We start from the raw sequence: 23,939 nt of genomic DNA on the forward strand, positions 1-23,939 counted from the left end.
GAAACATGAGCTGCACGATGAAAAAATAGAGGTCTTACTTTATGGAAATCAAAAATATGAGTATAAAACAACGCGATAAAAAACACATCCGGCATCCCTTGACGCAACACAAGTTACATCCGGAAACTATGGCGATTACAAAAGCTATAGACTGTATTTTATTTGATGAGGATGGGAATGAATATATTGATGGTATTGCCTCATGGTACTCTAACATGTACGGGCATTGCAACCCGTTTATCACGAACCGCGTGTATAAACAGATGCAAACCTTAGACCATGTGGTTTTTGCTGGTTTTACACACGAACCCGCAGTAAAACTCAGTGAAGAACTCATTAAAATATTACCGAGAAAATCAAGAGAAAATTTTCTTTGGAGATAACGGGTCTACCAGTGTAGAAATTGGTATTAAAATGGCTTTACAGTACCATTTCAATACCGGTGAAAAACGCAACACCCTAATTGCTTTTGAAGATGGTTTTCATGGGGATACCTTTGGGGCCATGAGTGTTTCAGGCCTATCTGTTTACAACGGCCCTTTTGAGGATTTCTTTCTTGACGTTAAACGGATTCCTACACCAAATGGAAGCAATCATGCTGAGATTCTAGAGACTCTAAAAGCTATTGTGAAACAAAATAAAGTAGCCGGATTCATTTATGAGCCTTTAGTACAAGGTGCGGCCGCCATGAAAATGCATGATGCTGAAGGATTAAACACGATTTTAAAATTTTGTAAAGCCCATAATATCATTACCGTTGCCGATGAAGTCATGACTGGGTTTGGTAAAACTGGACGCTATTTTGCTTCAGATTTCATGGAAACCAAGCCGGATGTCATGTGCATGAGTAAAGCCCTAACTGCTGGTTTAATGCCCATGTCCATTACCTCTTGTACTCAAGCCATTTACGATGCTTTTTATAGTGACGATATAGGCAAGGGTTTATTTCACTGCCATACGTATTCAGCAAACCCCCTGGCTTGTACAGCTGCAATTGCAGGCTTAGAGCTATTGCAATCACATACCATCCAGCAAAACATAAACCATATAATAGAGAAACATAAGATCTTTGGAGCTTATATTAAATCCCATCCCAAAGTAAAATCAATACGGCAAAAAGGTATTATTTTTGCGCTGGATTTAGATGTTGAAATGGAACGTTATGGCGATTTACGCGACAAGCTCTTCCACTTTTTTATGGAAAACGGGGTCTTTTTAAGGCCTCTTGGTGGCACCATTTACATTCAAGCGCCTTATACTATTACAGATGCCCAACTCGATAAAATCTATCAGGTTATTGAAGACGTTTTAGAAGTCGTCTAAACCTTCTTCCATTTTTAATTCCTGTAAATTAATGGTTCCCATTTCGCCATCAATTTTTACATAAAGCGTACTATAGCTCCATTCGTTATTTATTTTTTCGGCAGAAACAACAATGACACCTTCGTCTTTTGGACCTTTAATAGGGATTCTTAAGTCGGCAGTGCTTGATCCGTTTACATGCTTATAACTGGTACTTCCCATACCATTGGTCTCGATGGGCTCCCCTAAAAATGAAATTACCTTTTCGTTTTCTGTAGCCAAAGAAAAGGCATGGGTATAAGGCTCAGAACCCGCGATGGCATCTGAAACTTTATAAACTAAGGCGCCTACGATAACGACAACAATAACAATTAGCGTCAAACAGCCTCCGCCAAGTACCCATCCCCAATTTCTGCTAAACCAACTTCTTTCTTGTACAACTTCCATAATTATTAAATTTATTACCAATACGTCCATCCTAATGGAATCTTGTTACAATTTCAGCAAAATAATTCTGCTTTACAAGCTAAAATGATATGATTTAAAAGCCATAACGATTACTTTTGTTTCAAATATTTTTTCGTGCATAAACCAATATACATAACGTCTATTTCTTCTATTTCCGCTTTAGGAAACACCACGGAACAGGTTTGGAAAAACTATAAAAGTGCCGCACATTTTATTTCTGAAAAGAACGGGCATTTGGTTTCAGAATTATCCGGAGACTCACAAGCAGAGATTTTAAAACTTAAATCATTGGACTCCAAATATAAAGCACTAGACGATTCTGTATTATTCGGTATCTATTCCGCTAGAAAAGCTACAAAAAAAGCAGGCTGGTCATCAGAAGGTAATTTTGGAATTAATATAGGCTCCTCTCGCGGGGCAACCCAACTCTTCGAAAGCTATCACGAAGATTTTTTAAAAAATAACAAAGCAAAAACCTTGAGTTCTCCCACAACAACTTTAGGTAATATATCCTCTTGGATTGCGCACGATTTACAAACACAAGGGCCGGAAATTTCACACTCCATCACGTGTTCAACGGCGCTACACGCCATACTTAATGGGGTTGCGTGGTTACAATCCGGACTTTGCAACAAATTTTTAGTTGGCGGAAGTGAAGCCCCTTTAACCCCATTTACCATCTCGCAAATGCAAGCTTTAAAGATTTATGCTAAGCAATCCGGACAAAGTGAGGACTCTTATTATCCTTGTCGCGCTTTAGATCTTAATAAAAAACAAAACACTATGGTTTTGGGCGAAGGTGCAGCCATGGCCTGTTTAGAATCTCAAGAAACACCAAATGCCTTAGCAAAAATTACAGGTATGGGTTATGCCACCGAAATTTTAGAACACAATGTCTCTCTATCTGCAAATGGAGACTGCTTTATAAAATCTATGAATATGGCCTTAGGCGATTTAAACCCAAAAGATATAGACGTTATTGTGACTCATACCCCTGGCACCATTAAAGGCGACACGTCTGAATTTCATGCCATTAAAAAAGTTTTTTGTAACAGCACGCCTAGTTTAACTACTAATAAGTGGAAACTCGGTCACACCTTAGGAGCCTCAGGGATGTTAAGCGTCGAAATGGCGGTTTTAATGCTTCAAAATCAGGAATTTATTTCTGTTCCTTATATTGAAACACAACAGCCTAAAAGACTAAAAAACATCCTAGTCAATGCGGTTGGATTTGGAGGTAATGCTGTGAGTATTTTACTCTCAAAATAAAATGATGCAACCGTATAAAAAACGATATTTCAATACTATAAATTAAAACGTATTACTTATGACTGAATGGTTTTCGGCTTTAGATTCTTTTTCCCAATTCTTTTGGATTATAGCGGGCATTAGCTCATTAATATTTGCTTTCGTCATCGTAACCACCTTTGCAGGTATTGATGGTGGCGACGACTTTGATGCTATTGAAACCGATGTTGGTATAGAATTTCAGTTTATAACATTTAAAAATCTTATCGGGTTTTTTACCATTTTTGGATGGATTGGGATCGCTGGAATAAATGCAGGGTTTTCAAAACCAGTCACTGTTATTACGGCTTTTGGCTGTGGTTTACTAATGATGGCTATCATGGCCGGCATGTTTTACGCCATGAAAAAGCTAACCGATAGCGGCACATTGAATTACAAAAATGCCATTAATGCTATTGGTGAAGTCTATTTAACCATTGGCGCTAACCGCTCAAGAATGGGTAAAGTGAGCGTTAGAGTGCAAGGTTCTTTAAGAGAATTAGAAGCGCTTACAGATGCATTAACCGACCTTAAGTCCGGAACGCTTATACAAGTAATAGATGTCACTAGTAATGGCATTTTAATAGTGAATGAAACTAAAAAACCTATAGAACCAACTAAACAAGAAACTTATGAATTACCTTCTAACACAGGAACCTAAATTTGATTTAGGTTTTCCAATTGCCATTATTTTTGCAATACTATTTGTCTTTGTATTTTTAATTATTTTAATCAGACGGTATAAACGCTGTCCTTCAGATAGAATACTTGTCGTGTATGGTAAAGTTGGTGGCGGCCAATCCGCCAAATGTATCCATGGAGGTGCAGCCTTTATCGTGCCTGTATTTCAGGATTATCAATTTTTAGATTTAACACCAATATCTATTGAGGTCAATCTTGTCAATGCCTTATCGAAACAAAACATTCGTGTAAATGTACCCTCTCGTTTTACTATTGGTGTTTCTACAGAGCCTGGTATTATGCAAAATGCTGCTGAAAGATTACTGGGGCTCAACCAAGGTAATATTCAGGAATTAGCACAAGAAATCATTTTTGGGCAATTGCGTTTGGTCGTAGCGTCTATGGATATTGAAGAAATTAATAATGACCGTGATAAGTTTTTAACTAATATTTCTCAAAGTGTAGAATCAGAGCTAAAGAAAGTGGGGCTGAAATTAATCAACGTAAACATAACAGATATTGTTGACGAGTCTCGGCTATATTGAGGCTTTAGGAAAAGAAGCTGCGGCACATGCTATTAACGCCGCACGTAAATCTGTAGCTGAAAAAACCAGGAGATGGTTCTATTGGAGAAGCAAATGCGGTACAGGATGAAAGAACGCAAGTAGCAGCTGCCAATGCCCAAGCAGTAGAAGGTGAAAACACAGCGAAAATTGCTGTTGCAAATTCAGATTCTTTGCGTCGCCAACGGGAGGCTGAAGCAGAGCGTGTGGCTATCGCCTCAGAAAAAGTACAAGGAGCAAAAGCGTTACAAGAATCGTATGCTGCAGAGCAAGAAGCCGAAGTCGTAAGGGCTGAAAGAGAACGCTCATCTCAAATGGCCGATATTATTGTGCCTGCCGAAATTGACAAGCGCAAAGTGGAAATAGATGCTGAAGCCCAAGCGGAACAGATTAGAAGACGTGCAAAAGGTGAAGCCGATGCCATACTATTTAAAGCCCAAGCCGAAGCTCAAGGTCAATATGAGATTTTAACAAAGCAGGCTGCAGGTATGGAACAAATTGTTAAAGCTGCGGGAAATAATTCTAAGGATGCTGTTTTATTATTAATCGCAGACAAATTACGGGAACTAGTGAAAATGCAGTCTGACGCCATTAAAAATATTAAAATTGATAAAGTGACCGTTTGGGAAAATGGCGGCGGAAAAGATGGTAAATCATCAACCGCTAATTTTTTGTCCGGTATGTATAAATCGGTACCCCCTTTACAAGAAATGTTTAATATGGCAGGTATGGAACTGCCGGAATACTTAAAAGGGAAAGATCCAAAAGGTAATACTGAAGCAGAAGCTGTAGAAGAAATGCCTTTAAAATAAAAGACGAAATTGGTAAAGATAAAATCCGCTACGAGAGCGGATTTTATCTTTACCAATTTTTCTATATTTACCGGAAACCAAGCGCCTATGAAACCCTTATACAAACTGCTATGCCTCGTAGCACTCTTAATTACCGCATGCCATGATGCACAACAAGACCCTAATATTTACACACAATTTGAATCAAAATTCTATACTATAGATGGTTACAAAATAAATGTAGAAATGAAAGGTTCCGGTGACCCAATCTTCTTTTTGCCAGGTGGTCCGGGGAATTCTCATGATTATATGCAAGGTAATTTTGGGCAGTATTACAAAACGAATACGGTGGTGTTTTTCGATTGGTTGGGCCGGGGAAAGAGCGATGATGCCAAGAGCGCGTCGGAATATTCTGTAGAGAATGATGTAGCAATGATAGAAAAACTAAGAGTGCTTCTAAAATTTGAAAAAATCACATTGGTTGGGCATTCTTACGGAACGGTTCCTGCACAAGCTTATGCTATTAAATATCCTAATCAGCTAGATAAAATGGTGCTTATTAATGGTTTCCACAGTGGCGCCATGTGGCAAGCGAACTGTGATAGTTATAACCATTATGCAAAAACCCATTTTCCGAACGATGGACAAAAGTGGACTCACTTCGTGCCTTAGGTTACGTGTCAAGTGATAAAGCCCTAGCAGCTGTTTACGGGAGTTTTCCAACAAAATATATTTATTATCACAACACAAAACTAAAACAAAACCTGCCAAAAACAGAACATCGTGGCTGGGTGAACGATGTTTATGTCGCTATCATTGGTAGAGATGGAGACTTCGACGTATCAGGAAGTATGATCCATCAGGATTACCGAAAGGAATTAAAAAATATTAAAGCAAAAACATTAATTGTTGCCGGGCGCTATGATGGCGTCTCCACTCCGGAATTTGCAATACAATACAAAATCTTTATGCCTAAAGCTCAATTTGAAATGTTTGAGAATAGCGGCCATAATCCTTACTTGGAAGAACCTGAGAAATTTTTTAAAATCTTCAACACCTTTTTGAATGAATAAAATAGTTTATAAAAGAAAAGTGCCAAAAATGAAAATGGCCTTTGGTATCATATTCTTTATTTTTGGCTTTTCTTTACTCTTTCATTTTTATGGATTTCTCATTTGTGGTATGTCCACTTTCTTCTTCTACACCGATGGCTCAGAAATAGATTTAGACTCAAAAACATATAGAACATTTATTTCTCTATTTGGTTTTCGTTTTGGACAATGGAAAGCTTTGCCGGATATTGAATATATTTCGGTATTTAGCACTTCTGAAATTAATACAATAAGATCTTTAGGAGCAGAAGCCAATATAAAAAGTGATGTCATTCAACTCAATTTATTTCACAACAGAAATCAAAAAATAACGGCTTACACAACAACAGATAAAAAGGATGCTTTTAAAATGGCAGATGAAATTGCACAAATCCTAAACATTGACATCTTAGATGCAACAGAACCAGAATCGAAATGGTTGTAACTAAAATAGGCATCTATTAAGTAAATTCATAAAAAAACGCTTCGATGGTTATCGAAGCGTTTTTAAATAAAATTTTATACTATTTATTTACAATTTCCTGACATTTCTAGCTTTTCAAATCCAAAGATAAAAAGTCCTGAAGCAGATACTGTTGTAACTACATTAGTAACACCATCTGTACATTTACCATTTAATTCAGTTAATGCTAGTTTTGCTTCTTCTTGAGCATCCATTGCAGTTAAACCAAGAACGTTTGTGTTCTTTTTTACTACGCTCACTTCTTTTCCTGCTTTTACATAGTTTGAAGGTGTAGAAACAAATCCTACTGTTCCACAACTAGTTAACATTAATGCTGCAAACGCTAATCCTAATACTTTTTTCATTCTTTAATATTTTTAAATTTCGTCAAAACTAATCTTTTAAGGTTAATGAACCGTAAAACAACAGGAATTAATATTAGGATAAAAATATCTCTATATATTTCAAAATAAAATACCCTATATAAATGGATATAACTATTTTTGTTTTAAACGAATTCTTTCATGAGCGAGATAAAACACAATTGGACAAAAGAACAAATATTAGCTATTTATAATAAACCTTTAATGGAATTGCTTTACGAAGCAGCCACTGTACATCGGTTACATCACGACCCAAATACGGTTCAGGTAAGTACCTTACTGTCTATTAAAACCGGTGGTTGTCCTGAGGACTGTGGGTATTGCCCACAAGCTGCAAGATATCATACAGACATTGAGGGCAATGATTTAATGAGTGTTCAGCAAGTAAAAGCACAAGCTTTACGTGCAAAATCCTCAGGAAGTTCGCGTGTTTGTATGGGCGCCGCTTGGCGTAATGTTAAAGATGGAGAGGAGTTTGACCAAGTTTTAGAAATGGTACGCACCATTAACAAACTGGATATGGAAGTGTGTTGTACTTTAGGAATGATTACAGAGAACCAAGCCCATCGCTTAGCTGAAGCTGGACTCTATGCCTACAACCACAACTTAGACTCTTCTGAAGATTATTATAAAGAAGTGATTTCTACACGTGGTTTTGAAGACCGTTTAAAAACGATTGACAACGTGCGAAAAACAAACGTAACCGTTTGTTCCGGAGGTATTATTGGTATGGGAGAAGCTATTGAAGATCGAGCAGGGATGCTGGTGGCCTTAGCGACTTTGAACCCGCAACCGGAATCGGTACCTATAAATGCATTAGTTCCAGTGGAAGGCACCCCTTTAGCTGAAGAAAAGCCAGTATCTATATGGGATATGATTAGAATGGTCGCCACAACTAGAATTATCATGCCGGAAACCCAAGTACGACTAAGTGCTGGTAGAACAGAAATGAGTCGCGAAGGTCAAGCCATGTGTTTCTTTGCTGGTGCTAACTCCATTTTTGCTGGTGATAAACTTTTAACCACCCCAAATCCCGATGTCAATGAAGACATGAAAATGTTTGAGATGTTAGGGTTGAATCCTCAGAAGCCATTCATAAAAAAGATGCAGCCAGCCTCTGTAGAAGCGAAAGATTCTCAATTTGAAGCGTTAGGAGAAAAACCTAAATGGTCAAGGCCGGAGCACAAAATTGAGAGAAATGAGGAAGCTAAGCAAAAAGCGAAACCTATTCAATAGTTAAAGTCTTATTATAAAAGCGTCAATTTCAGAACCTTTTCTTAACTTTAACACTATAAAACAACTAATTTTTGAAATTGAATCTTCAAGATATCCCACGAGTAAAAACCATTTCAAAAGAAGTGTTTATTCGTGATTATTTCAAACCACAAAAACCAGTGGTTATAGAACAATTTATAGAAGATTGGCCAGCCTATTCTAAATGGAATTTAGAATTTATAAAACGTCTAGCGGGCGATAAAATCGTACCGTTATACGACGACAGGCCTGTTAATTACAAAGACGGATTTAATGAGCCTCATACCAAGATGAAGATGAGCGATTATATCGATTTGTTAAAACGGGAACCTACAAAATTGAGAATTTTTCTTTGGAATGTTTTAAAAGAGATACCTGAACTTCAAAAAGATTTTACTTTTCCGGATTTCGGATTGAAGTTAATGAAAGGCCTACCAATGTTATTTTTTGGGGGTACTAATTCGCATACGTTTATGCATTACGATATTGATTTAGCCAATATCTTTCATTTCCATTTTGAAGGCAAAAAACAATGCATCTTATTTGATCAAGAGCAAAACAATTATTTGTATAAAATTCCACATTCATTAATAGTACGGGAAGATATTGATTTTACAAATCCGGATTTTAATAAATGGCCCGCATTAGAGAAGGCAAAAGGGTGGGGGTGCGAATTAAACCATGGAGAAGTGCTATACATGCCGGAAGGGTATTGGCATTATATGCGTTATATAACCCCAGGGTTCTCCATGAGTCTGCGTGCTATTGCTAGACATCCAAAAACATTAGGTCAAGCTTTTTATAATGTGTTTTTTATGCGTACTTTAGATAATATCATGCGTCGTGTAAAAGGGCAAAAGTGGATCGATTGGAAAAATCAAAAAGCAATAACAAATACTAATAAATACATACAATAAAATGAAAAAAATAGTACTTATAGCATTTCTATTAGCCGCTTATTTAGGAAATGCCCAAGCATTCTCAGGAAAGGATGATAAAAAATTATTTATAGGAGCTAACCTGCAAGAAAATGCAACAGGTATTACCATTGGTTTAGACTATGGTATTGGCGAAAACATTTCATTAGGTATCAGTGGGGCGTACGCATTGAATTTAACTAATGGTTTAACGGCAGATTTTGTAGATCGTTTTGATTTAAAAGGACGTTTTAATGCCAACTTAGGGAATGTTTTAAATATTAGCGACAATTTTGATGTTTACCCTGGATTAAGCTTGAGCTTAAAAAACTTTGGAGGCCATTTAGGTTTTCGCTATCTTTTCACCTCCGGTTTTGGTGTTTTTGCTGAGGTTGGAACAACATTTGCAAAATACAATACTGATAACTTAACAGCGGCAGAACAAATTCACAATCAATTTGTAACAAATATTGGAGCTATTTTTAATCTGTAAGCGTTTTTTATAACATCTATAAAGCCTTTCAATTTTCATTGAAAGGCTTTTTTATAAAAGCTATTTCACCAATTCATTGGCCTTTTCATATACCAAATGCGCCTCCCAACCACGGTATAATAAATAATCTATTAATTTCTTTTTCTTCTTTAGCATATTGCTTTCATGCATAGAATGGACTCTTTTCTCTGCTAAAGCATCGAATACAGAGAGATATTCATCTTCTGAAATTTCTTTAAGCGCTTGATTGACGTTGAATTTTGATATCTCCCGCTTCTTAAGTTCAAGGAGCAGACGCCGTCTCCCCCATTTTTTTATTCTGAACTTCCCACTAACATATGTTTGAGCAAAACGTGCTTCATTAAGGTAGTTGTGCTCCAAAAGATGAACAATGATAACATCTATGGCCTCAGGAATCATGTTCATGTTTTTCAACTTTTGTCTTACCTCTTGATGACAACGTTCTTGATAAGCACAGTAATGTTCTAATTTTTTGGTTGCTTCTTCTACTGTATGTGTTTTTATGTTTTGATACATATTCCAAAAATAAGTGATTAAAAAAGAATACCAAAAAAGTCTTTTGTGATAGCAACACGTAACCATCAGGTCAAGTTACCTTCGTTTTTAAGGCGATAGCACAAAATAAATTAATCTGATTGTTTTCGTTGGTACCAGGAATCAAATAAGTAAAGCTACTGTAGTACTTTTTTATAAGTTGTATGTAATAGAGACTATTAAATTTCGTCCAGGGCTAGAGATACCAGACGAATAGGTTCTATAGCGTTGGTCGGTAATATTTTCTATACTAGCCGTTAACGTGGTTGCCTTGTTTATTTGATATTGGCTTCTTATATTAAGAGTGTACCATGAAGGTGAATACGGATTTCCATTTTGATCTAATGCATACAAATAGTCCTTTTCTTTCTCAGAAGGCGCAAATTGATTAAAATCAAGAGTATTATTGTAATTTAAATACCCATCAACTTTTAGACATTTATTTTGCCATACCAAATGTGTATTACCAAAATTTGGAGCGACGTGCCTAACAGGCACTTCAATACCATCGGTCTCTTCTGTTCCCCCAGTAATGTTATACTGCGACGTTAATTTAAAGCTGTTGTTAAAATGTACTTGAGCTCCAATCTCGAAACCATAAATCCATGATTTTGAAGCATTTTGTATCGATTGCACTTCACTAAGGTCTCCATCGTAAACAATTTCCGTTTCACCATTCAAATCCCCATGACGGCGCACTAGAGCATTATTTAAATACGTATAATACGTAGCTGTATCTAAAATAAGAATGTCATCAAAATTCAATCTCAAACCAAGTTCTCCTCCATAAGCATATTCCGGCATCAAACTTTCATTAGGAACAACTACTGCGCCAGGTTCTGAGTCAAAAACCTTTCCTATATCGTCTATATTTGGTGCTCTAAAAGCAGAGGAGGCATTCAATCGCCATTGTATGGTATTATTGGGAGACCAACTGACACCCGCAGATCCTGTAAGCGCACTTGCTCTATTGGTAGACGCTCTAAATGGTAAGTTTAAAAACACATTGTTTTCAGAAAAATCGGCATGAGATACGACATAGTTATAACGCATTCCCGATTGAAACACCACTTGATTATTAGGCTTATACTTTATGTTTCCATATACAGCAGCCGATTGCCAGGTGGAACCATTAGGGTATCGTGTTACTATAGCCTGTGTTTCGAAATTCTCTATATTTTCTTGGAACGCTTCGGAATTAACCTTATTGTAGACATATTCAATGCCATAGAACAGCTTAGTACGTCTACTCAACCCTTTTTCTAAGTCTAAATTAAAAGATAAGGCATTTACATTTTCTGCTCTGTGGTTTCTAATAGAAGATTGAAAATCCCGATCGGTTCTACTTTCTTGAAAATTTTGATAAGCAGCAGTCGCTTGAATTTTATCATATAAATTGGAATGACTACTTAACTTGATTACATTAAAATTGGTCATGAACCAGGTTTGTGGACCATAATACCATTCGGCAGATCGCAACGTGCCATTACGGTAGCGAATAAGTCTATCGTATCTTGGATTATCTGAAGTCGCTGTATAAAAAACACCTAAGTCAAAGGTTAACTCCTCTTTTGATTCATACCGCACTTTCTGCATGAGATTCATCTGATTATATCCGGAAAATTTTTGAACGAGCGGATTGCTATTTCTCACCACAACATCATCTCCATTATTACTCGCAACGAATTCGGGTCGTACATAATCTTTTGGTCCATGACTGCCCATTCTTAAATCATCAAAAGACGTATACGTCGCATTGGATATAAACGCCCATTTTTTTAAACCATAATTTAATCCAAGATGCCCAGTTTTCTCATTGCTTGCTGTAGCATGGCGTAATACCGCTTCAGTTTTAACAAAGCTCTCCTTTGAATAGGACACCTGTGGTTTATGAGTATAAAAGCTCATCACACCGCCTATAGCGTCACTACCATATATCACGTTTCCAGCCCCTAGAGATACTTCCGTGGTTTGAATAGAGAAGGGATCGATAGAAATGACGTTTTGAATATTTCCCCCTCTAAAAATGGCGTTATTCATACGCACACCATCGACTGTAATTAATAATCTATTGGTTGAAAAACCCCTTATCATTGGACTTCCGCCACCCAGTTGGCTTTTTTGAATATAGACCTGCCCCGATGCTTCTAATAAATCTGCACTGGTTTGTGGATTGTTAAATTGAATTGCCTGAGCATTAATGCTCACTATTTTTTTTGGAATATCTCTTTTACTTTCTTCAAACTTCGAAGCAGAAATAACAATTTCATCTAAACCTTCTGCCTTGGTTTCTAAGAAAACTTGTCCTTTTTTGATATCCTTTTTTTTTATAGCAAACAAATTATATCCTATATGTTTGAAATAAATGATTTCAGTGTCATTAAAAATGTCTAAATTAATTTTTCCATAGAAATCGCTAATAACACTTTTATTCTCGGACTTTATTAAATACTGCTACTTCTACTATTGGCTCTTTCGTTTCTTTATTATACACTGTAATTTCCTGTGCTTCCATATAAGAGCTAAAGCAAACAACCATAAATAAAAAGAAAAAAACAGGGGTATTTTTAGTTAAAAACGTCATTAAATATTTGTAGTGATTTTGGTTTTTTAAAACTTCCCAAATGTAATTCAAAATACAAAAGAATAAAGCTTAAAAAAGCATGTCTTTGTTTCGCGTTAATTTTTACTGATTCTAACGCATCAAAATTTGTGCCTAACAACTGTTTTAACAAAGATAAGTTTTCTTCCGACACATGATACCTGCTTGAATTCCTAAAGACAAATGCGCCATCTTCTAAATTAAAATAAGGTGAATCAATTTGGGAGGTATCAGGATAAAAGCCTAAGTGTTTTGATAAATTTAATAGAAATAATAAATGGAAATTAGCATACTGGTCATGCGTATCTAACCACTGTAAGGTCGCTTCTATATAATTAAATAACGTATCATTTTGTTCCTCTTCCTGAAGTGACATCGAGAGTACCTCTGCTAAAAACATAACGATAGCACTTTTTAAAACATTAGTATGTAAACTGGAATAGAGGTAATTGATTTTGACTTCCTTTATGTATTGTAACCCTCGAGAAGATTTATGATCGGTAATCAACTGCACTTGTGACAACAATTGATAATACGCTGTTTTAGAACCCTTAGCACCTTTTAGAACGCCTCTTAACAAGTAACTAACAATGCCTTCCTTTTGTGTGTAACATTTAACTATTAAATCGTGATCTCTATATTTAATTTTAGAAAGTACAATAGCATTTGTAGTAACAAGCATTATCTTACTATCATTAGTTTAAGTGTTTTAGTCTCGAAAGACTCCAAATCTGAGATTAAGATCAAATAGACTCCGAAGCCACTGTTCTACCGGACATATTTTTCCCATTCCAAAGGGCTGTTCCTCCAACAACTTCTAAGTTGTACCCTTTAAATCTCGCGTTTGTTCTTGACTCTCCTTCAGTCACTAAGTTACCTTCTATATCTGTTATTTTTATATTAACATTGCCTGTTATGCCTTTAATTTTCACCTTTTTTTCATTAATGTTAAAACTAGGCCTAACAGGATTTGGGTAAACATAGGTCGCTTCCAAACCATCTACTGGAGCAGAGGTTTCAGAATTAAAGGCAACCATCCCTTTCTCAGTAGCAAAATAAACTTGACCGCTGGTAGCATCTATAGCAACATCTAAAACATCATTTGAAGGGAGTGGTGAATTGTCTTTTGTAAAATGATAAATGGTTTCCTGTCCATCTGAAGAAAAATAATAAACTCCGGTATCCAATGTTGCAATCCATTTATTATTGGATCCATCAACTTCTATATCGGTTACAAATTGTCGAAACAATAATTCTCTAGGAACCCCATCGTCTAAAATAACAATATTAGAAACTTCGGCACACCCTCCATAAATTCTAATGTGTTGGTTACTATTCTTAGCCCTTTGTCTGTACCTAACCATAACTGATTTTGTTTATCTATAGCCATTGTTTTTACAGATGGTGAAGGCATGTTTTGTCCTATTTGACTTATGTTTTTAATAGCTCCTGTCGTGACGTTAAATCCTATGAGTCCAAAACCATGTGATCCCATAAAAACAGTCTCGTTGTTATCGAAAACGATGGAAGAGAAGCCCGCATTTTCTGTAGCGGGGCTAATAAGTGGTTCTAAGCTAAAGCTTTCCCATTGGCCTTCTTTAAATCGATTAAGGGGCCTTTCATTTCTAGCATTTAATACCCGGAGCGCTCCATCTTTGTCAAAGTTACTAGCGAAAACAAACGTGTTTTCAGGAATAAAAGGAGTTAATGTACTATTGCCTTCATTATAAAAGGTAATTGGCTCGCTATCTTTGATATAAACTAGCCCTTTAATAGAAGAACTAACATAGACCTCTCCAGTATTAAAAGGATTTATAGAAAGATATGTTAGTGCCCAAGGATTTGGAGTAATTGTCGTTAAAGAATTGTAAGAAATATTATTCCATTGCTCGTTGATATAATGACTTAGACCAGATTCTCTAATACCTGCATATGGATTATAATTTGCATCGTGACTTCCATGAGTAACCCAAACTTCACTCGATTGCGTTCTTACTTGAAAAAAATAATTTCGTAGCGGACTTTGCGGATGAATTTCTTGAAATACAGAGGGCGCATTGATGTCTATTTCAATAATTCCTAAACCCGATAGCCCAATCGTGTCAACACGGCTAGAACCAATATAAATTTTGTTCTTAGAGAGATCTGTGAATGCAGATGTAAAGGTAACATTATTATAATCTACTGCAGAAACCGTACGTACTTCCTCGAAATTTTCGGTGTAAATGTAAATGTTATTTGTAATGGTCACCACGAGGTTTTCATTTGAGTAGCGCATATCTAATGGAGGTGTGGCATACAAAATTAATGAAACAGCAGACCCATTCGTTAGATCATAAAGTCTACCATTTGCACTAGTCCCGTACAGCTTTAACCCTGTCGATACGATACCATTAAACGGGATTGCTGTTACCCATTCCCATTGTTGATAATCTATAAGATTAGGATTATCTAATGCCGCTTTTCTTAAGCCATTTTCTGTCGCTGCATAGATAAAACCATTGAATACTGCCGTTTCATTAATTTTAATTTGAGCACCGTTGTCTCCTATAAAATAGGTGTCACCAAATTCTAAAGCGCTACTATCATAAACAGAAATACCATAATTTGTTGAGATATAAACCTCATTCCCAGTCAAATAAAAATCATTAATTATTTTATCGTTTGGAGGAATAGAGGGCTTCTCTAAAATATCGACTATCGTTTTAACATCTCTACTCGATTCAATATAAATCTGAATCAATCCATTTTCAAACCCAATAAAGAGCAACCCTTTATTTTCTATATATTCAATACTTGAAATGGTTTCTCCCGACAACCCTTCGATGGTTGATATTTTATCAATTTCATTAGTAGTTACATCATAAACAAAAATAGCATTTTCTGCTGCTCCAAAAATTTTGGTTTCTCCATATGAAATACTAGAGACGTCTAGATATGAAAAACAACCCGTCCACCCTGGAAAAAGGTCTTGACTAAAGATTAGAGACGGAAATATAAATAATATAAATAAAAACCTAACTTTCATAATTTGTAATTACGAACATATAACGTAGAAACAGAAGAAATTATATAAAAAAATAAAAAAAGCTCCTGATTTTAGGAGCTTTTAATAGTCTTATCAAAACGTTTTATACTACACCTTGTGCTAACATAGCATCTGCTATTTTAACAAATCCGGCGATATTTGCTCCTTTTACGTAATCTATGCTTCCATCTTTTTGTCGTCCATATGTTACACAAGACTCATGAATGTCGTTCATAATTTGGTTTAACTTAGCGTCAACCTCTTCTCTTGTCCAATTGTAACGCAATGAATTCACGCTCATTTCTAAACCTGAAGTTGCTACACCACCAGCATTCGATGCTTTTCCTGGGGAGAATAACACTTTCGCTTTTTGTAAAACTTCAATCGCCTCCGGAGTAGTAGGCATATTCGCGCCTTCTGCTACTGCTATAACCTTATTTTTAACTAGAGTTTCAGCCTCTTCTTTATCTAATTCGTTTTGAGTAGCACACGGCATCGCGACATCACAGTTAACACCCCAAGGTCTTTCTCCTTCGTGATAAGTAGCGTTAGGATAAGCTTCTATATAGTCACTAATTCTTCCACGTTTCACGTTTTTAATGTCCATGATGTGTGCTAATTTCTCTTCATCTATACCCGCCTCATCGTAAATATAACCTCCTGAGTCTGACATAGTTAATACTATAGCACCCAGTTGTGTTGCTTTCTCACAAGCATATTGCGCGACATTTCCGTAACCGGAGATAACCACGGTTTTTCCTTTAAAAGAATCTCCTTTTGTTGCCAACATGTTTTTTGCAAAATAAACGCAACCATAACCTGTCGCTTCCGGTCTAATTAATGAACCACCATAAGAAATACCTTTTCCAGTTAACACGCCCGTAAATTCATTACGTAACCTTTTATATTGTCCGAACATATAACCTATTTCACGTCCTCCAACACCTATATCACCCGCAGGAACATCTGTATTTGGGCCTATATGACGGAATAATTCACTCATAAATGATTGACAAAAACGCATCACTTCGTTGTCACTTTTTCCTTTTGGGTTAAAGTCACTCCCTCCTTTTCCACCACCCATTGGTAGTGTTGTTAAAGAATTTTTAAACACTTGTTCAAAACCTAAAAATTTAAGAATACTTAGGTTTACCGAAGGATGAAAACGTAAACCGCCCTTATACGGTCCGATAGCAGAATTAAACTCAACTCTAAAAGCTCTGTTTACCTGAGTTTCGCCTTTGTCATCAATCCAAGGCACTCTGAATATAATCGTGCGTTCTGGTTCTACCATGCGCTCCAACAACATTTTATTTTGGTATTGTGGATTGTCTTCTATAAAAGGAATGACTGTTTCAGCTACTTCATGTACGGCCTGTAAAAATTCAGGTTCATGACTATTTTTCTCCTTAACTAAGTCTAAAAATGCTTGTATTTTATTTTTCATTAAAAGTAAAATTATGATACTATTATATATATAGTTAATTGTTCTTGCAAATATACATTATCTTTAAAAATGACATTGTTTTTTTTTAAAATTCACAAAAGAAAAATTAATAGAAAGAAAATTAATTCGCTGCATTTAATCTATATTATTTGTTGGTTAATCGGATTTTTCTATATTTGCTTACATGTTGCCTCTAAACCAGAACAATACAATGTTTAAAACGAAACAAATAGTTGTGCTATTCTTTATTTGCTTTGCTATGCAAACAGCAAAAGCACAATTAGGATTCTCTCACGAGTTGGGCATTATAGCTGGCCCTGTGGCCATGAAATCGGATTTTGGTGTGCGTTCTGATTTTGAAACCAATACAGAAAATACAGGGTTTGGTATTGGCCTAGTCCATTATATCAATTTTGCATATCGCGCCGATTGTAATTGTTATACTACAGATAATTATTTTAACGATCATTTTAAGTTACGCACCGAACTATCATGGAATAAAACAAAACTAGAACACGTTGGCGAGTTTGTTGCACCTAATAAAACGAGTGAGGAATCTAACCGTTTAAGAGCACATACTGGCGAGGCCAATAATTTTGATATTGGTATGCAACTTGAGTTTTTTCCATTAAGTATTCGTTCATTTCAAGCTTTTGGTTATAAATTTGCTCCTTTTGTAAGTCTAGGTGCGCACTATGTGGCCTATAACCCAAAGGTTAATACTGATTATGGTAATGGTAACGCCCAAGATTTTTCTAATTTCTATAGTCCGTGGTATGCAGATAATCCTTACAACGCAGATACGAATCCTAATGGGTTACAAATACCTGTAGATCCAAGCTCAGGAAGCACCTGGTCTATTGTATCAAGTGTTGGTGTACGTTATAAAATATCCCCTTTGGCAGATATTATGCTAGATCTTAGAGGTCAATACTACTTTAGTGATTGGGTCGATGGATTAAATCATGAATTAGAATATAACAAAAATAACGATTGGTTGGTTTGGTTAAACTTTGGTTATATCTATTATTTAAATTAATCTAAAAAAAGCAAACAAAAAAGCTCAAGTGTTTATTGCACTTGAGCTTTTTTGTTTATGCATAAAACGAGATGCTATTCTAAGGCCTGTTTTAAATCGTTTATTAAATCTTCTTCATCCTCAATGCCCACGCTTAACCTAATTAGGGCATCTACTACACCCCATTTCTCACGTGCTTCTTTTGGAATACTGGCATGCGTCATACTTACTGGGTGCCCCGCTAAAGATTCTACACCACCTAAAGATTCTGCTAGGGTGAAAATCTTGAGTTTTTCAACAACTCTAATCGCCTCATCATAACTGTTTCCTTTGGTAGTGAAAGACAGCATGCCTCCAAAATCTTTCATTTGAGATTTTGCGATGTCATGATTTGGATGGGCTTCAAAACCTGGCCAATACACTTTTTCTACTTCAGGATGAGAAGCCAAGTAATGAGCAACAGCCTTGCCGTTTTCACAGTGTCGTTGCATTCTTACGTGAAGTGTTTTGATTCCCCTCAGTGCTAAAAACGCATCCTGTGGTCCACAAATAGCACCACTGGCATTCTGTATAAAATATAACTTATCTGCCAACTGTTTGTCTTTTACAACCAATGCTCCCAAAACTAAATCACTATGTCCTCCAATATATTTTGTTGCCGAATGCATGACGATGTCTGCCCCTAACTCCGAGAGGTTGTTGTAAATAAGGCGTTGCAAAGGTGTTATCAACTGCCAATAAGACTTTGTGCTTTTTCGCAATAGCAGCACAGGCCTGAATATCGATAATATTGAGCATTGGGTTTGTTGGTGTTTCTATCCAAATTAATTTTGTTTTATCGGTTAAATACTCTTCCATACTAAACGCCTTTTGTAGGTCTACAAAATGAAATTTAATCCCATAGCCCTCAAAAATTGAAGTAAATAGGCGATAGCTCCCACCGTATAAATCGTTATTCGAAATCACTTCATCTCCTGGTCGTAAAAGCTTCATTACGGCATCTATTGCCGCCATACCGGAACCAAAGACCAAGCCATAGCCCCCGTTTTCAATGCTCGCCAACGCGTTTTCCAAAGCCTGACGTGTGGGGTTATGCGTTCTTGAATAGGCAAATCCTTTATGTTCACCAGGAGTAGATTGTGCATAAGTGGATGTTTGATATATGGGAGGTATTACCGCTCCATAAGCCGGATCCAGTTTTTGCTTGCCGTGAATTGTTTTTGTGTTAAATTTCATCTTTCAATATTATTATGTTTTAGAATTTGAATCGATCAACCAAAAAATTAATTACTCGCATGAATAAAACGCGCGCCATCCCTATTTTAGTAGGTAACAACAAAAATAGCCGTTCATGCTTTGTATTCAAATTCTATTAATACCTTTAGCCTATGTTTAACACAGCGCCTTTCAGATTTCTAAAAATATTCGGTTTTATACTTTTTGTTACCGTTTTGTATTCTTGTGACAAAGAGGTTCCCTTAAAATTTACAGAAACCCAAATTATTGACCGAGACGAAACAACTATTGAAATCAACATCCCAAAGGCAGAAGGCCATTCGGAAGCTGCAAAACAAATCAATAGCGCTTTGAGTCAGTTTGTTAATAGCGTATTAAATATAGAAAATTCTTATCCTATAAACGTAGATACTAAAAAAAGTATTGCTGGTTTTAAAAAATCGTATGCTAATTTCAAAACCCAAATGGGAAACAAATTGTATACAAATCTACCCGTTTGGGAGGTTATTATTGATGGCGAAATCCTCTATACAAATAAAACGCTCATTTCTATGGCAATGACCTCTGGTGTTAATACGGGTGCCGCTCATGGCAACCTCGTTTTTGAGTTTTATAATTTTGATATTAAAACCGGAAAACAACTCACTACCAAAAATTTAATTAATGATGTTCAAGCCTTTACCATTCTAGCTAAAAAGTACTACGACAAAGAATTATTGTCTGCAAATGAAAGTCGCATTTCTGCCTTTGAAGCTAAAGCGTTTGAAATCCCGTAAAATATAGGCTTTAGCGAAGATGGTGTTATTGTTTTTTATGACACCTTCAATTCTATTAGTAATCATATCATTGAATTTACCATTCCTTATATTGAGGCCAATCCCTATTTAAACTTTTAAAACACGCAATAACGCTAAAATATAACCCGCGTGCATCCCTTCGTGAACCAATGCAAACTGAATGGCTTGGCTAACATTCGTTAGCGTGTTTCCTGTTGTGGATAAGGTATACTCGTGAAATGTACTAAAGGTTTTAGAGCCAAAATCGGCTTTTGTATGTTCTATTGTAGAGAAAGCTAATTCATTTAATTCATCAACATCGGCTTGGGTTGCCTTTCCATCAGGCTTCGTTCCCTTTTTGTATTTTTTCAATAAGCGCTTCGCTTACATGAGGCTTCAAACCGGACAATTTGTAAACTAAAATCTGCTCTGTAACAATACAGTGTCCAATATTCCAAATCACATTATTATTAAATCCATTAGGAATGGCGTTAAGTTGCGCAAGTGACAATTCTTCTAAGTAGGCTTTAAAAAAGCCTCCGGTTTTAGCAAAAACATCAAAAGTAAAATCCATAAATCATTTTTTTTATAAATATAATGGAATCTATTACAAATGAATTTACTTTGTAGAATTAAATATTTTAGAGATTTCTACTTCCGTGGAAATGCAAAAGAATTTTCAATGAACAAAGTATACTATCTTAAATCTTGCAGTACCTGTATTCGTATTCTAAAAGCACTAGATTTACCTCAAGACACCCGCCTTCAGAATATAAAAACAGACGCCATTACTGAAACACAAATTGATGAAATGAAAGCACTCGCTGGAAGCTACGAAGCACTTTTCAGCAAAAGAGCCACCCTATATAAGCAGCGTGATTTAAAACATAAAGCGCTTACGGAAACAGATTATAGAACCCTCATCCTAGAACACTATACTTTTTTAAGTCGTCCCGTTTTTATTTTAAATGACAAAATCTTTATTGGCAATTCTAAAAACAATATTGAAGCTGTAAATATGGCTTTAAATGAAAACTAGATATTGGGCTTTAATTGCTGCATTTGCTGTACAATTACTGTATGGCCTGAATTACACCTTTGTAAAAGTGGTTTTATCGGGTGGACATATGCGCTCCAACGGACTTGTGCTTTTGCGAATTATAGGTGCTGCATCACTATTCACGGTTATTTAAAAACATAGGGCCAAAAGAAAAAATCGATAAAAAAGACTATAAAACATTCTTTTTTGGAGCGGTGTTTGGTGTTGCCATAAACATGCTGCTCTTTATAAAAGGTTTAGAATACACCACACCTATTCATGCCTCTGTAATAATGATTACCGTTCCAATAATCGTATTAGTGCTGTCTGCTATCTATTTAAAAGAGCGTATTACGACGCTAAAAATTATAGGTGTTGTGCTAGGCTTTTCTCGGAGCTTTGGTTTTAAGCATCTACGGCCGAGGCAATCTCGTTGGCGAAAATATTTCATTAGGAAATCTATTTATTTTCATAAATGCTGTGTCTTACAGTATTTATATAATCATTATTAAAAAACTAACAGACAAATACCATCCTTTCACATTTATACGCTGGCTGTTTTTGTTTGGATTCTTGCTCGTCTTACCTTTTGGATTCCAAGATTTAAAAGCAACCCCACTAGAGACCTTTACTCCTTACATCTATTTCTCTGTGTTTTTTATTGTTGTTGGAGCTACTTTTGGCACTTACGTGTTGAACCCTTTATCGCTTCGCTATTTAAAAGCTTCCACTGTGAGTACTTTTATTTATATTCAACCTGTAATCGCTGGTCTATTTGCTATTATTATGGGAAGCGATGCTATAACCGCTGTAAAATTGATAGCGTCTACCTTAATATTCGCAGGCGTCTATCTCGGTAACTAAAAAACCCAAAGCAATTAAAAATAACAAGCTATAAATTTAAATTTTTAGGCCGTCTGCCGTTTGCTCGTGTATCTTCTTTAGTCAAAATTTTGTAGTCCTGAGATTTTGGAAAATGATCTGCAAGTTCTAATAATGCTTTTGGTAAGCTCGTCATTTTTCTTGCCCCTAAATCAATCCAAGCACCAAGCATTTCGCAAAAAGCTATATTTTCACCTTTATGGTTATAAAAATTATGATCGAATTTAAAAAAGGCACCGTTTTCACTAAGTCCGAAACTTCTAGCGAGACTGTTATGGGCTGTCCTAGAAAAGCTTCTTTAAAATAATGCATGTGTTCATAAAAAACGACAGGGCCAATGTTATAAGTCGCTAACTCCTTCATGGTAAACCCTTGCTCTATCAAGAACCCCATACGGGTGTGACTCATAAAATTGGTATATGCCGAATTGGCTAAATGTCTATTGGCATCAACATCACTCCAACGTATTTCGAATTGTTTTGTGTACATTTTATGTATTATATGGTTATGCTTTTTAACGCTTAGACCGCAATCGTCAAGACTTATTTTTAGGAATATAAACTGATATACAATGCATACTTCCTATTTTTAAAATACAAAAATACTGTTTTCTTAGGGTTCTGTTTTTATTTGTTATCTAATAAAAGCGGTATTCTTATTTACAAAACTGCAATACAATTCATTAAATTAAAGAACCGCTTCGTTCGTTTACCACTTATTTTATGGTAAGCGAAATTTCCAAACAAAAAAAAACCCGTACTTTTGCTCAACTTTATAAATTATTTTATGATACATTCAATGACAGGTTATGGTAAATCTGTATTACAATTACCAACAAAAAAAATAACAATTGAGCTTAAATCGCTTAATAGCAAAAGCTTCGATTTGAATGCCGAATGCCTTCTATTTATAGAGAAAAAGAATTGTATTTACGTAAACTAATGGCGAAAGAATTGGATCGTGGAAAAATAGATTTTTCTATTTATGTTGAAGCGACTGCCGAGGACACTTCAACTAAAATTAACACCCCTGTTGTGAAACAGTACATCCAGCAATTAAAAAATGTCGTTGACGGCGAGGAGATAGATTTACTAAAAATGGCAGTGCGTTTTCCGGATGCTTTAAATACAGAACGGGAAGAAATAGACGAAAACGAATGGAAACACATTGAAGCTGACATTAAAAATGCCATAAAAGCCATAAATGAATATCGCTTAAATGAAGGTAAGGTTTTAGAAGAAGATTTTAAAGATCGCGTAGCAACTATTAGTGATTTATTAGAGCAAGTGATTGCCATGGATCCTGAACGCATTGAGGGGGTGCGCGAACGCTTAAGGAAAGGTGTTGATGAGTTACGTGAGAAATATGATGAAAACCGTTTTGAGCAAGAATTAGTTTACTATATAGAAAAATTTGATATCACAGAAGAAAAAGTAAGGTTAAAAAACCATTTAGGGTATTTCATTGAAACATTAAATTCTCAAGACTCTAATGGGAAAAAACTAGGCTTTATTGGTCAAGAAATGGGTCGAGAAATCAATACTATTGGTTCGAAAAGTAATTATGCACCAATGCAACAATTGGTGGTGCAAATGAAGGATGAACTGGAGAAAATTAAAGAACAATTGTTGAACGTCCTTTAATAAACTTTTAAAAGTGAACA

24 protein-coding genes and 5 pseudogenes are annotated in these 23,939 nt (G+C 35.8%); 17 read left to right on the forward strand and 12 right to left on the reverse strand.

Annotation, left to right across the window (positions count from 1 at the left end; all coding sequences use genetic code 11):
- The first annotated feature begins 56 nt into the window (after positions 1-56).
- Positions 57-1,323 (forward strand): annotated as a pseudogene (gene bioA / locus N7U66_RS11400) (adenosylmethionine--8-amino-7-oxononanoate transaminase).
- On the opposite strand, the gene N7U66_RS11405 reads toward bioA, so the two are convergent.
- Positions 1,309-1,749, reverse strand: coding sequence for a cytochrome c oxidase assembly factor Coa1 family protein (locus N7U66_RS11405; RefSeq protein ID WP_267675399.1), 441 nt, complete (start codon positions 1,747-1,749; stop codon positions 1,309-1,311). The pseudogene bioA and the gene N7U66_RS11405 sit on opposite strands and share 15 nt — an antisense overlap.
- 135 nt (positions 1,750-1,884) lie before the next feature.
- On the opposite strand from N7U66_RS11405, the gene N7U66_RS11410 reads away from it, so the two are divergent.
- From N7U66_RS11410 to N7U66_RS11435, 6 genes and pseudogenes are all read left to right on the forward strand, one after another.
- Complete coding sequence (locus tag N7U66_RS11410; RefSeq protein WP_267675400.1) at positions 1,885-3,039, forward strand: beta-ketoacyl synthase N-terminal-like domain-containing protein; 1,155 nt, start codon at positions 1,885-1,887, stop codon at positions 3,037-3,039.
- Positions 3,040-3,097: 58 nt separating this feature from the next.
- Positions 3,098-3,718: a hypothetical protein gene (locus N7U66_RS11415; protein ID WP_267675401.1), complete on the forward strand. Its 621-nt coding sequence runs from the start codon at positions 3,098-3,100 to the stop codon at positions 3,716-3,718.
- Positions 3,690-5,113 (forward strand): annotated as a pseudogene (locus N7U66_RS11420) (flotillin family protein). The gene N7U66_RS11415 and the pseudogene N7U66_RS11420 overlap by 29 nt, the downstream one beginning before the upstream one ends.
- Before the next feature lie 87 nt (positions 5,114-5,200).
- The gene (locus N7U66_RS11425; protein ID WP_267675402.1) at positions 5,201-5,764 is read left to right on the forward strand and encodes an alpha/beta fold hydrolase; all 564 of its coding nucleotides are present in this window, start codon (positions 5,201-5,203) and stop codon (positions 5,762-5,764) included.
- Positions 5,743-6,165 carry an alpha/beta fold hydrolase gene (locus N7U66_RS11430; protein WP_267675403.1) on the forward strand — a complete coding sequence of 141 codons (423 nt, stop codon included), beginning with the start codon at positions 5,743-5,745 and terminating at the stop codon, positions 6,163-6,165. Before N7U66_RS11425 ends, N7U66_RS11430 begins: the two co-directional genes overlap by 22 nt.
- Positions 6,158-6,628 (forward strand): hypothetical protein, encoded by a 471-nt coding sequence (locus N7U66_RS11435; RefSeq protein ID WP_267675404.1) that lies wholly within the window; start codon positions 6,158-6,160, stop codon positions 6,626-6,628. The genes N7U66_RS11430 and N7U66_RS11435 overlap by 8 nt, the downstream gene beginning before the upstream one ends.
- 83 nt (positions 6,629-6,711) lie before the next feature.
- Here the strand turns inward: N7U66_RS11435 and N7U66_RS11440 are convergent, their stop codons facing one another.
- On the reverse strand, positions 6,712-7,011 hold the full coding sequence (locus N7U66_RS11440) for a hypothetical protein (protein ID WP_267675405.1): 300 nt from the start codon (positions 7,009-7,011) through the stop codon (positions 6,712-6,714).
- A 159-nt stretch (positions 7,012-7,170) separates the two neighbouring features.
- Here N7U66_RS11440 and bioB point away from each other — a divergent pair, with 159 nt between their 5' ends.
- From bioB to N7U66_RS11455, 3 genes are all read left to right on the forward strand, one after another.
- Positions 7,171-8,265, forward strand: coding sequence for a biotin synthase BioB (gene bioB / locus N7U66_RS11445; RefSeq protein ID WP_267675406.1), 1,095 nt, complete (start codon positions 7,171-7,173; stop codon positions 8,263-8,265).
- A gap of 71 nt (positions 8,266-8,336) precedes the next feature.
- Positions 8,337-9,200: a cupin-like domain-containing protein gene (locus N7U66_RS11450; RefSeq protein ID WP_267675407.1), complete on the forward strand. Its 864-nt coding sequence runs from the start codon at positions 8,337-8,339 to the stop codon at positions 9,198-9,200.
- A gap of 1 nt (position 9,201) precedes the next feature.
- Positions 9,202-9,693, forward strand: a complete 492-nt coding sequence (locus N7U66_RS11455) for a DUF6646 family protein (RefSeq protein WP_267675408.1) — start codon at positions 9,202-9,204, stop codon at positions 9,691-9,693.
- Between the two features lie 60 nt (positions 9,694-9,753).
- Here N7U66_RS11455 and N7U66_RS11460 read toward each other — a convergent pair whose 3' ends face one another.
- From N7U66_RS11460 to gdhA, 6 genes are all read right to left on the reverse strand, one after another.
- Positions 9,754-10,230 (reverse strand): regulatory protein RecX, encoded by a 477-nt coding sequence (locus N7U66_RS11460; RefSeq protein ID WP_267675410.1) that lies wholly within the window; start codon positions 10,228-10,230, stop codon positions 9,754-9,756.
- 171 nt (positions 10,231-10,401) lie between these two features.
- Positions 10,402-12,588, reverse strand: coding sequence for a TonB-dependent receptor plug domain-containing protein (locus N7U66_RS11465; protein ID WP_313791197.1), 2,187 nt, complete (start codon positions 12,586-12,588; stop codon positions 10,402-10,404).
- 227 nt (positions 12,589-12,815) lie between these two features.
- Entirely contained in the window at positions 12,816-13,532 is a 717-nt protein-coding gene (gene recO, locus N7U66_RS11470) for a DNA repair protein RecO (RefSeq protein WP_267675411.1), read from the reverse strand.
- A 61-nt stretch (positions 13,533-13,593) separates the two neighbouring features.
- Positions 13,594-14,214 (reverse strand): T9SS type A sorting domain-containing protein, encoded by a 621-nt coding sequence (locus N7U66_RS11475; protein WP_267675412.1) that lies wholly within the window; start codon positions 14,212-14,214, stop codon positions 13,594-13,596.
- Complete coding sequence (gene porZ / locus N7U66_RS11480) at positions 14,124-15,878, reverse strand: type IX secretion system anionic LPS delivery protein PorZ (RefSeq protein WP_267675413.1); 1,755 nt, start codon at positions 15,876-15,878, stop codon at positions 14,124-14,126. The genes N7U66_RS11475 and porZ overlap by 91 nt, the downstream gene beginning before the upstream one ends.
- Positions 15,879-15,981: 103 nt before the next feature.
- Entirely contained in the window at positions 15,982-17,325 is a 1,344-nt protein-coding gene (gene gdhA, locus N7U66_RS11485) for an NADP-specific glutamate dehydrogenase (RefSeq protein WP_267675414.1), read from the reverse strand.
- 211 nt (positions 17,326-17,536) lie between these two features.
- Between gdhA and N7U66_RS11490 the strand changes: the two genes are divergently transcribed.
- Positions 17,537-18,364 carry a THC0290_0291 family protein gene (locus N7U66_RS11490; protein WP_267675415.1) on the forward strand — a complete coding sequence of 276 codons (828 nt, stop codon included), beginning with the start codon at positions 17,537-17,539 and terminating at the stop codon, positions 18,362-18,364.
- Between the two features lie 74 nt (positions 18,365-18,438).
- Here the strand turns inward: N7U66_RS11490 and N7U66_RS11495 are convergent.
- Positions 18,439-19,579 (reverse strand): annotated as a pseudogene (locus tag N7U66_RS11495) (cystathionine gamma-synthase).
- A 152-nt stretch (positions 19,580-19,731) separates the two neighbouring features.
- On the opposite strand from N7U66_RS11495, the gene N7U66_RS11500 reads away from it, so the two are divergent.
- A complete protein-coding gene (locus N7U66_RS11500) occupies positions 19,732-20,355 on the forward strand; it encodes a PdaC/SigV domain-containing protein (RefSeq protein ID WP_267675416.1) in 624 nt (207 codons plus the stop codon).
- Between the two features lie 108 nt (positions 20,356-20,463).
- Here N7U66_RS11500 and N7U66_RS11505 read toward each other — a convergent pair whose 3' ends face one another.
- Together N7U66_RS11505 and N7U66_RS11510 are read right to left on the reverse strand one after the other, a co-directional pair.
- Positions 20,464-20,727: a DinB family protein gene (locus tag N7U66_RS11505; protein WP_267675417.1), complete on the reverse strand. Its 264-nt coding sequence runs from the start codon at positions 20,725-20,727 to the stop codon at positions 20,464-20,466.
- The gene (locus N7U66_RS11510) at positions 20,696-20,929 is read right to left on the reverse strand and encodes a DinB family protein (protein WP_267675418.1); all 234 of its coding nucleotides are present in this window, start codon (positions 20,927-20,929) and stop codon (positions 20,696-20,698) included. The genes N7U66_RS11505 and N7U66_RS11510 overlap by 32 nt, the downstream gene beginning before the upstream one ends.
- Before the next feature lie 108 nt (positions 20,930-21,037).
- Between N7U66_RS11510 and N7U66_RS11515 the strand changes: the two genes are divergently transcribed.
- From N7U66_RS11515 to N7U66_RS11530, 4 genes are read left to right on the forward strand one after another with little or no spacing between them, the layout of a single operon-like run.
- Entirely contained in the window at positions 21,038-21,394 is a 357-nt protein-coding gene (locus N7U66_RS11515; RefSeq protein WP_267675419.1) for an arsenate reductase family protein, read from the forward strand.
- A complete protein-coding gene (locus N7U66_RS11520; protein ID WP_267675420.1) occupies positions 21,384-21,548 on the forward strand; it encodes a hypothetical protein in 165 nt (54 codons plus the stop codon). The genes N7U66_RS11515 and N7U66_RS11520 overlap by 11 nt, the downstream gene beginning before the upstream one ends.
- The gene (locus N7U66_RS11525) at positions 21,520-21,906 is read left to right on the forward strand and encodes a DMT family transporter (RefSeq protein ID WP_267675421.1); all 387 of its coding nucleotides are present in this window, start codon (positions 21,520-21,522) and stop codon (positions 21,904-21,906) included. The genes N7U66_RS11520 and N7U66_RS11525 overlap by 29 nt, the downstream gene beginning before the upstream one ends.
- Positions 21,875-22,258, forward strand: a complete 384-nt coding sequence (locus N7U66_RS11530) for an EamA family transporter (protein WP_267675422.1) — start codon at positions 21,875-21,877, stop codon at positions 22,256-22,258. The genes N7U66_RS11525 and N7U66_RS11530 overlap by 32 nt, the downstream gene beginning before the upstream one ends.
- Before the next feature lie 28 nt (positions 22,259-22,286).
- Here N7U66_RS11530 and N7U66_RS11535 read toward each other — a convergent pair.
- Positions 22,287-22,765, reverse strand: a pseudogene (locus N7U66_RS11535) (acyl-CoA thioesterase).
- Between the two features lie 297 nt (positions 22,766-23,062).
- Here N7U66_RS11535 and N7U66_RS11540 point away from each other — a divergent pair.
- A pseudogene (locus tag N7U66_RS11540) lies at positions 23,063-23,919 on the forward strand (YicC/YloC family endoribonuclease).
- Positions 23,920-23,939 lie beyond the last annotated feature (20 nt).

Source organism: Lacinutrix neustonica (genome assembly GCF_026625145.1).
Taxonomy (GTDB): domain Bacteria; phylum Bacteroidota; class Bacteroidia; order Flavobacteriales; family Flavobacteriaceae; genus Lacinutrix; species Lacinutrix neustonica.